This is a genomic window from Streptomyces sp. AC627_RSS907 (assembly GCF_019049165.1).
The window spans coordinates 1-8943 of sequence record NZ_JAGMUE010000194.1; the positions used below are offsets into that span (position 1 = coordinate 1).

General features: G+C 75.3%; 7 protein-coding genes and 2 pseudogenes. 3 read left to right on the top strand and 6 right to left on the bottom strand.

Translation table 11 applies throughout. The features are described 5' to 3' along the window. Nucleotides 1–35: 35 nt before the first annotated feature. The gene (locus tag KUM32_RS31375; RefSeq protein WP_217145351.1) at nucleotides 36–713 is read right to left on the bottom strand and encodes a DUF3000 domain-containing protein; all 678 of its coding nucleotides are present in this window, start codon (nucleotides 711–713) and stop codon (nucleotides 36–38) included. A 162-nt stretch (nucleotides 714–875) separates the two neighbouring features. Here KUM32_RS31375 and hemE point away from each other — a divergent pair, with 162 nt between their 5' ends. Next, a complete protein-coding gene (gene hemE / locus KUM32_RS31380; RefSeq protein ID WP_217145352.1) occupies nucleotides 876–1943 on the top strand; it encodes a uroporphyrinogen decarboxylase in 1068 nt (355 codons plus the stop codon). Nucleotides 1944–2367: 424 nt separating this feature from the next. Here the strand turns inward: hemE and KUM32_RS31385 are convergent, their stop codons facing one another. Further along, nucleotides 2368–3786 (bottom strand): FAD-dependent oxidoreductase, encoded by a 1419-nt coding sequence (locus KUM32_RS31385; RefSeq protein ID WP_217145356.1) that lies wholly within the window; start codon nucleotides 3784–3786, stop codon nucleotides 2368–2370. Between the two features lie 77 nt (nucleotides 3787–3863). Further along, nucleotides 3864–4908: pseudogene (locus tag KUM32_RS31390) on the bottom strand (DUF4349 domain-containing protein). Nucleotides 4909–5109: 201 nt separating this feature from the next. On the opposite strand from KUM32_RS31390, the gene hemG reads away from it, so the two are divergent. Both hemG and hemQ read left to right on the top strand, forming a co-directional pair. After that, nucleotides 5110–6588 carry a protoporphyrinogen oxidase gene (hemG, locus tag KUM32_RS31395; protein WP_217145353.1) on the top strand — a complete coding sequence of 493 codons (1479 nt, stop codon included), beginning with the start codon at nucleotides 5110–5112 and terminating at the stop codon, nucleotides 6586–6588. A gap of 4 nt (nucleotides 6589–6592) precedes the next feature. Beyond that, a complete protein-coding gene (gene hemQ, locus KUM32_RS31400) occupies nucleotides 6593–7330 on the top strand; it encodes a hydrogen peroxide-dependent heme synthase (protein WP_217145354.1) in 738 nt (245 codons plus the stop codon). Here the strand turns inward: hemQ and KUM32_RS44085 are convergent, their stop codons facing one another. From KUM32_RS44085 to KUM32_RS31410, 3 genes and pseudogenes are all read right to left on the bottom strand, one after another. Further along, on the bottom strand, nucleotides 7331–7492 hold the full coding sequence (locus tag KUM32_RS44085; protein ID WP_374227578.1) for a hypothetical protein: 162 nt from the start codon (nucleotides 7490–7492) through the stop codon (nucleotides 7331–7333). Between the two features lie 54 nt (nucleotides 7493–7546). Further along, nucleotides 7547–8341, bottom strand: coding sequence for a TIGR04222 domain-containing membrane protein (locus tag KUM32_RS31405; RefSeq protein ID WP_217145355.1), 795 nt, complete (start codon nucleotides 8339–8341; stop codon nucleotides 7547–7549). A 107-nt stretch (nucleotides 8342–8448) separates the two neighbouring features. Beyond that, nucleotides 8449–8943: pseudogene (locus KUM32_RS31410) on the bottom strand (endonuclease); the annotation flags it as partial.

Here is an 8943-nt window from a genome sequence, read left to right on the forward strand (position 1 = left end):
GGGGAAGGGAGGGGAAGGGGGGGAGGCGGCCGGGCCTAGCGTGACTGCGGGCCGCGCCGCTGCGGCAGCGTGACGATCGACGCGTCGCCCGGCGCGGCCGGCGGCAGGCCCGCGACCTGCGCCAGCAGATCGCACCACGAGGCGAGGTGGGCGGCGGTGTCCGGCGCGCCGCCCAGGCCCTCGCGCGGCGTCCAGGACGCCCGGATCTCGATCTGCGAGGCGGACGGGCGCGCCGAAAGCCCCCCGAAGTAGTGGGAGCTCGCCCGCGTCACGGTGCCGCTGGGCTCGCCGTAGGTCAGCCCGCGCGCCTGGAGCGCGCCGGTGAGCCAGGACCAGCACACCTCCGGCAGCAGCGGGTCCGCGGCCATCTCGGGCTCCAGCTCGGCCCGCACCAGTGTCACCAGCCGGAAGGTGCCCCGCCAGGCGTCGTGCCCGGCCGGGTCGTGCAGCAGGACCAGCCGCCCGTCCGCCAGGTCGTCGTCGCCGTCGACGACCGCGGCCTCCAGCGCGTACGCGTACGGGGCGAGCCGTTGCGGCGCGCGCGTCGTCTCCACCTCGACCTGTGGCCGCAGCCGCGCGGCCCTGAGCGCCTCGACGGCGGCCGTGAAGGCCGGCGGTGCCGTACTTCCCGCATGCCGGTCCTCCTCCTCGGCACCCTTCTGTTCGTCCATTCCGCCCGTGCCGTCCGACAGTCGTCCCTGAGCCGCAGCCATGCGGGGAAGATTAGGCGGAACGGCGCCCCGGCGCAGGGAGGGACACCCGCGTGCGGACGCGATGGCCGGATCACGCGGTTCCGTGCGGGCGACCGCACGCCGCTCGCGCGCGGTCGCCCCCGTGGTCGGGTTCTTCCCGAGGCCCGTGCGAGACTTGCCGACGTGAGTGCCAACCAGAGCCCCGCGGGCAAGCAGCAGACCGCCACGTACGACTCCGCGTTCCTCAAGGCGTGCAGGCGTGAGCCGGTGCCGCACACCCCCGTGTGGTTCATGCGCCAGGCCGGCCGCTCACTGCCGGAGTATCGCAAGGTGCGCGAGGGCATCCCGATGCTCGAGTCCTGCATGCGGCCGGAACTGGTCACCGAGATCACCCTCCAGCCGGTGCGCCGGCACGGCGTGGACGCGGCGATCTTCTTCAGCGACATCGTGGTCCCGCTCAAGGCCATCGGCGTCGACCTCGACATCAAGCCGGGCGTCGGCCCGGTCGTCGAGAACCCGGTCCGCACCCGGGCGGACCTCGCCCGGCTGCGCGACCTGACCCCCGAGGACGTCTCCTACGTCACGGAGGCCTTCGGCCTGCTCACCCGGGAGCTCGGCGCCACCCCGCTGATCGGCTTCGCGGGCGCGCCGTTCACCCTCGCGAGCTACCTCGTGGAGGGCGGCCCGTCCCGCAACCACGAGAACACCAAGGCGCTCATGTACGGCGACCCGCAGCTGTGGGCCGACCTCCTGGACCGGCTCGCCGGCATCACGGCCGCCTTCCTCAAGGTGCAGATCGAGGCGGGCGCGAGCGCGGTCCAGCTCTTCGACTCCTGGGTCGGCGCCCTCGCCCCCGCCGACTACCGCCGCTTCGTGCAGCCCGCCTCCCGCAAGGTCTTCGACGCCGTCGCCGGGTACGGCGTGCCGCGCATCCACTTCGGTGTGGGAACCGGTGAGCTGCTCGGCCTCATGGGCGAGGCCGGCGCGGACGTCGTCGGCGTCGACTGGCGCGTCCCGCTGGACGAGGCCGCCCGTCGGGTCGGTCCCGGCAAGGCGCTCCAGGGCAACCTGGACCCCGCCGTCCTCTTCTCCACCCCGCAGGCGGTCGAGACGAAGACCCGCGAGATCCTGGACGCGGCGGCGGACCTGGAGGGCCATGTCTTCAACCTCGGCCACGGCGTCCTGCCCACCACCGACCCGGACGCGCTGACCCGCCTCGTGGACTACGTCCACACGCGGACCGCGCGCTGAGGGCTCGTCACCCCGCCGGGTGACGGCTCGTGAGTCGCCCGGCGGACGGTGAACCGGTACGAACGGGTCACCACGGCTCCGGCGACGCACGCCTGCCCGGCGGCGAGGACGAGGCCGCCCTCTGTGCCGCGCCTGCCCCGGGAGAGGTCGCCCGGCCCGGTCAGGAGGCCGGGCGTGCAGGACGTGACGGCCCGTGACGCCGGACGAGGCGGTGAGCGGCCGGCCGCGCTCCATGCTTCGCGCCGGGGCCGGGCAGCCGCCCGCGGTGGCCGGCCCCGGCGTCGGTGACCGGCCCGGCGTCCGTGACCGCCCCGGTCCGGCGTCGTCCCCGCTCCCGCGGCCCGGCCGGACGGGCGCGAGCGTCGTGCACAGGCGCGGCAGGCCAGAGGCCGGGGCGACGGGACCGCCGTAGCTCCCGACGCGGTCAGGGGCGCCGCTGCTCCACGGCCCGTGCCGCCTTGCGGGCGGCCACCAGCACGGGGTCCCACACCGGTGAGAAGGGCGGCGCGTAGCCGAGGTCCAGGGCGGTCATCTGCTCCACCGTCATGCCCGCCGTGAGCGCGACCGCGGCGACGTCGACGCGCTTGCCCGCGCCCTCCCGGCCGACGATCTGGACGCCGAGCAGTCGTCCGGTGCGCTGCTCGGCGAGCATCTTGACCGTCATCGGGGAGGCGTTCGGGTAGTAACCGGCGCGGCTGGTGGACTCGATGGTGGCCGTCACGAACCGCAGCCCCGCCCGCAGCGCGTCCTTCTCGCGCAGTCCGGTCCGCGCGATCTCCAGGTCGCAGACCTTGCTGACCGCCGTGCCGACCACGCCCGGGAAGACGGCGTAGCCGCCGCCCACGTTGGTGCCGATGACCTGCCCGTGCTTGTTGGCGTGCGTGCCGAGCGGGACGTACCGCTCCTGCCCCCACACCAGGTCGAGCACCTCCACGCAGTCGCCGCCGGCCCAGATGTTCTCGTGCCCGCGCACCCGCATGGCCCGGTCGGTCAGCAGCCCGCCGTGTGCGCCGAGCGGCAGGCCGGCCGCCTCGGCGAGCGCCGTCTCGGGGCGTACGCCGACGCCGAGCACCACCACGTCCGCCGGGTACTCGGCGTCGTCGGTGGCCACCGCCCGGGCCCGGCCGTCGTCCCCCGTCAGGACCTCGGTCACCTCGGCGCCGTTCACCATGGTGATGCCGAGGCCCTCCATGGCCTCGTGCACCATGCGGCCCATGTCCGGATCGAGCGTGGACATCGGCTCCCGGCCGCGGTTGACGACGGTCACCTCGTAGCCGCGGTTGATGAGCGCCTCGGCCATCTCCACGCCGATGTACCCGGCCCCGACGACCACCGCGCGACGGCCACGCGTGCGTGCCAGCGTGTCGATCAGCGCCTGGCCGTCGTCCAGCGTCTGCACCCCGTGCACGCCGGGCGCGTCGACGCCCGGCAGCCGTGGACGGAACGGGCGGGCGCCGGTGGCGATCACGAGCTTGTCGTACGACGTCCAGGACTCCGTCCCCGCGTCGAGATCACGCGCGCGTACCCGCCCGCCGGCGACGTCGATCTCCGTGACCTCGGTGCGCATCCGCAGGTCGATGCCACGCGAGCGGTGCTCCTCGGGCGTACGGGCGATCAGCCGGTCCCGGTCGGGCACGTCACCGCCGACCCAGTAGGGGATGCCGCAGGCCGAGTACGAGCTGAAGTGGCCGCGTTCGAACGCCACGATCTCCAGCTCGTCCGGACCCCGCAGCCGGCGTGCCTGTGACGCCGCGGACATCCCCGCGGCGTCACCGCCGATCACGACCAGCCGCTCCTTCGCACCCTTGGCGTCCCTCTTCCCGCTCGCGGCGCTGATGCTCATGCTCATGCGAACACGCTACGGGGGGCGGGGCGTTCCGGTCCCGCCCGGCACCGTCGGACCCGTGCTCGGTCCCGTGCTCAGTCCCGCTCGCCGGGCTCCTCCGGCCGTGCGGTCCCGGGCGCCGGCCGGGCCGTCGGCAGCGGAGCCGACGCGGCGGCGGGGGCCGTCGGCGGCGCCGCGGGCACCCCGGGCGCCGCTGCCGGACGGCGCGGCAGCCGGTGCCGCACGACCCGCAGCCACAGCAGTGCCAGCAGCGCCGCCACCACGGCGAACGGCAGCACCGCGCCGACCGTCACCGCCACCCAGCGCAGCATCGTCACGAAGGCGTCCCACCCCCCCCGCCAGCGCGTCCGTGAACCCGGGGTCGTCGTCGCCCTCCTCCTCCACCCGCTCCACCGGCGTCTCGGACAGGGAGAGGGTGATGGTGGCCAGGCTCGTGCGGTCCTTCAGGGCCGCCTGCCGGGCGAGCAGCGCCTCCAGCTCGGCCTGGCGGGTGCTCAGTTCGCCCTCCAGCGTCACCACGTCGCTCAGCCTCGTCGCCCGGTCCATCAGCTCGCGGACCCGGGCCACGCTGGCGCGCTGCGACCTGACCCGGCTCTCCACGTCCACGACCTGCTCGGTGACGTCCTCGGCCTTCGCACTGCGTTCCAGGAGCTTCCCGGCGCCCTCCAGTTCGTCGAGCACCTCCTCGTAGCGCTCCACGGGCACGCGCAGGACGACCTCGGTCCGCTCGTGGCCCTCCTCGTCCCGGGTGGTGTTCTCGTCGCCGACGTAGCCGCCGGCGTTCTCGGTCGCGGTGCGGGCCGCGTCCAGGGCCTTCGGAGCGTCCTTGACCTGAACGGACAGCGAGACGGTGCGGATGATGTGGGCCGGGGCGAGCTTCGGCGGCGCGGTCGCCTCGCCGCCGTCGGCCTCGCCGCCCGCGGCACCGGCCCGGTCGTCGGCCCGGCCCTCGGCCCGCGAGTCCGCCCGGGACGCGGCCTCCTTGCCGCCGCCGGAGTCGTCACCCGACGCGCTGCAGCCGGTGAGGGCGAGGGCCCCGGCCAGCAGCAGGCCCGCCCACGCGCGGGCGGGCGGTGCGCAACGTCGTGCCGATCGTGGTGCCGGTCGCCGTGCGTGCATGGTGGGTACCCCCGGAAGTCGTGACCACGGACGCTCCTTCGACGCGGGCAGGGGCCGGAACGTTGACGCGGAACGGTTCCGAAGAGGTCACGGTCCGGACTCGCGGATCCGGCGGGCCGGCGGGTCCCGCGGGACCCAGGGGCCGGACGCGGGGCCACCCGGCCCCATGGCGGCGTCGCGGAGGTCTGAGACGCTGGGGGCATGTACGCAAGTGACACCCCCGCGGGCGAGTTTCCCGCGGACACGGGACATGCCGTCGTCATCGGAGCCGGGATCGCCGGACTGGCCGCCGCCCACCGGCTGCTGGAGCGCGGCGCGCGGGTGACCGTGCTGGAGGCGTCGGACCGTGTCGGCGGCAAACTGCTGCCCGGCGAGATCGCCGGAGTACGCGTCGACCTCGGCGCCGAGTCGCTGCTGGCCCGCCGCCCCGAGGCCGTCGGTCTGGCCCGCGAGGTGGGCCTCGCCGACCGTCTCCAGCCACCGTCCACCGCGACGGCCTCCCTGTGGACCCGCGGCGTCCTGCGGCCGATGCCCAAGGGCCACGTCATGGGTGTCCCCGGCACCGCCGCCGCCCTGACCGGCGTCCTGTCCGCGGACGGGCTCGCCCGCATCGAGCGCGACGCCGAGCTGCCCCGCACCGAGGTCGGCGACGACGTGGCGGTGGGGGAGTACGTCGCCGAGCGCGTCGGCCGCGAGGTCGTCGACCGTCTCGTCGAACCGCTGCTGGGCGGCGTCTACGCGGGCGACGCGTACCGCATCTCGCTGCGCTCGGCCGTGCCCCAGCTCTTCGAGGCCGCCCGCACCCACTCCTCCCTCACCGAGGCGGTGCGCGCGATCCAGGGCCGGACGGCCACCTCCCCGGCCGGCGGCCCGGTGTTCATGGGCATCGAGGGCGGCATCGGCACCCTTCCGCTCGCGGTCGCGGAGTCGGTGCGTGCCCGGGGTGGCGAGGTCGTCACCCAGGCGCCCGTCACGGAGCTGCGCCGCACCGCCCGGGACGGCTGGCGGATCACCACCGGCGACCGGGTGCTGCACGCCGACGCGGTCGTCGTCGCCGTCCCCGCCCGCCCCGCCGCCGAGCTGCTGCGCGCCGAGGCACCCGCCGCGGCGGCCGAGCTGGCCGCCGTCGAGTACGCCTCCATGGCCCTGATCACCCTCGCCTACCGACGCTCCGACGCCGCCGTGCTCCCCGAGGGCAGCGGCTTCCTCGTGCCACCGGTCGACGGGCACACCATCAAGGCGTCCACCTTCGCCTCCCGCAAGTGGGGCTGGATCGACGGCGAGGACCCGGACCTCGTCGTCCTGCGCGCCTCCGTGGGACGGTACGGCGAGACGGAGATCCTCGGCCGCGACGACGAAGGCCTCGTCACCGTCTCCCGGCATGACCTGAAGGAGGCCACCGGTCTGGCCGCCGAGCCCGTCGCCACCCGCGTCACCCGCTGGCAGGACGGCCTGCCCCAGTACCCCGTCGGCCACCACGCGCGCGTGGCCCGTGTCCGCGAACACGTCGCGAAGCTCCCGGGTCTCGCCGTGTGCGGCGCGGCCTACGACGGCGTCGGCGTCCCGGCGAGCATCGCGAGCGCGTACGCGGCCGTGGACCAGCTCCACGGTGACCTGCGCGGTGCGGAGGAGCTCACCGCCCACCCGGTGCAGAGCCTGCACGGCGGAGCGGGAGAATAGGGATATGAGTGACGACGCCTCCACCCCCGCCGCCGAGCGCATCCCCAACAAGGGCAAGCTGGCCAAGGACCTCAACGAGGTCATCCGCTACACCCTCTGGTCCGTCTTCAAGCTCAAGGACGTGCTCCCCGACGACGCCGCGCGTGCGGGCTACGCCGACGAGGTCCAGGAGCTGTTCGACCAGCTCGCCGCCAAGGACGTGACGATCCGCGGCACCTACGACGTGTCCGGCCTGCGCGCCGACGCCGACCTCATGATCTGGTGGCACGCGGAGACCGCCGACCAGCTCCAGGAGGCGTACAACCTCTTCCGCCGCACCAGGCTGGGCCGCGCGCTGGAGCCGGTCTGGTCGAACATGGCGCTGCACCGTCCGGCGGAGTTCAACCGCTCGCACATCCCGGCCTTCCTGGCCGACGAGACGCCGCGGAACTACGTCAGCGTCTACCCGTTCGTGCGCTCCTACGACTGGTACCTGCTGCCCGACGAGGACCGCCGCCGCATGCTCGCCGACCACGGCAAGATGGCCCGCGGCTACCCGGACGTCCGCGCCAACACGGTCGCCTCCTTCTCGCTCGGCGACTACGAGTGGATCCTCGCCTTCGAGGCCGACGAGCTGTACCGCATCGTCGACCTCATGCGCCACCTGCGCGGCTCCGAGGCCCGCATGCACGTGCGCGAGGAGGTCCCGTTCTTCACGGGGCGCCGCAAGGACATCGGCGAGCTGGTGGCCGGCCTCGCCTGATCAGGCCCGCGGCGGGACCCGCGGCGAGGCCTTCGCCTCGGCCGCGGGCCTCGGTTCCGGCTTCGGGCGCGGGGCGCACGACGCGTCCCGCGCCGGGAGGCGGCCGTCCAGCAGGTACGCCTCCGGGTGGCCGTCGGCGCAGGCGTCGGGGCCGCCGCCGATCCCGTGCGCGCCGAGTGCGGCCGCGTGGCCCCTGGCACGTCGGGGGCCGGCGGGTCAGGCCCGGTGCTCGCCGTGCCCCTCCGCGTACTCCTCGCGGTGGGCGAAGGCCGCGCGCAGACCGGGTTCGCCGACCGCGTGGACGCCGCGTACGGCGACCGAGGTGAGGTACGTGCGGTCGTCCGCCGTGTCGCCGGCCTGCCGGACGAGGGCACTGATCAGCCGCTGCCCGGCCGGGGAGGCCCAGCGCGCGTACGGGTGGACCTCCATCCGCGTGATGGCGAGGCAGCCCAGGGTCAGCGCGAGCGGCAGCGCGAACCACAGGGCGATCAGCGGGCGCGGCTCGTCCGCGGGAAGGGGCACCGCCAGAGCGGCCACGCCGAGCGCGCACACGACCACCGCGGCGAGCCGCACCCGCCGGATCCCGGCCGCCATGCCGCGGGCGTCGTCCGGCACGGCGAGCCCCTCGCCGACCAGCCGGTCGGCGAGGCCCCGTACCGCGTCGGCGGTGGCTGCGGTGGCCCGCACCGGCGCTATCCGGGACTGCCCCGTGGGCCCTATCGCCCCTATGACCGACCGCTCCATGTCGTCCCGCCCGCACGGGTCGACCACGGTCGCCCAGCCGGTGTGCGCGAGCAGCAGCCGGCGCTGGCGGGCCATGGAGACCAGCGTGAGGTCGGCGACCCGCCGGGGCCCGCCGGACAGGAACGCCGCCTCGTACAGGGTCAGGGCGTGCCCGCGGTCGGCGGGGGTCGTGTCGACGGCCGCCGCGCGCACGGCGGCCAGGCACAGCCGCAGGCACGACAGGCCGGCGACGGCCCAGGCCGGCAGGAGGAGAAGGACCCAGAACATGCCGTACTTCTATGCCAAAGGCTTTCGCCGGCGCCATGCCCTTTTCACATGCCGGGACACACCGTTGTAGGTGTGTGACGTTCCGTCCGGTCCCGCTCGCCACGCGCTCAGCGGCGCAGCAGCACCCGTCGGGCCGCCCGGGCCAGCCGCGCCCCGGGCCGTGCCGATCGCGGTGTCGGCCCCTGCCGCTCCAGCCACCACTCCCGCAACTCCCGCCGCGCGCCGGTGTCCTGCGGCACGCCGTCCCGCAACAGCCGCCCGGCGAAGTTCAGCGCGTCGCGCCGGTAGCCGCCGGTCATCGGATGTCCCTGGGCGTAGGCGAGGAAGGCGGGCCGGTACTCCGCGCCGAGGATCACCGGCAGTTCGGGCGCGACCTTCGCGACCACGTCCGCCCGCTTCCCGGCGAGCGCCCGCGCCTGCACCCCCAGCCGGACCCGGTCGAACCCCTCGGGCACGGGAGCGCCGGCGACCAGCGCGGACAGCAGCGCGGCCTGCGCGAGGGCGAGCCGCCGGCGTACGGCGTCACCGGTGGCGGGCTCCTGCGGTGCGACCCGCGGTGCGTCCCGCGGTGCGTCCCGCGGCGCGGCCGGCGCCTCCCGGTC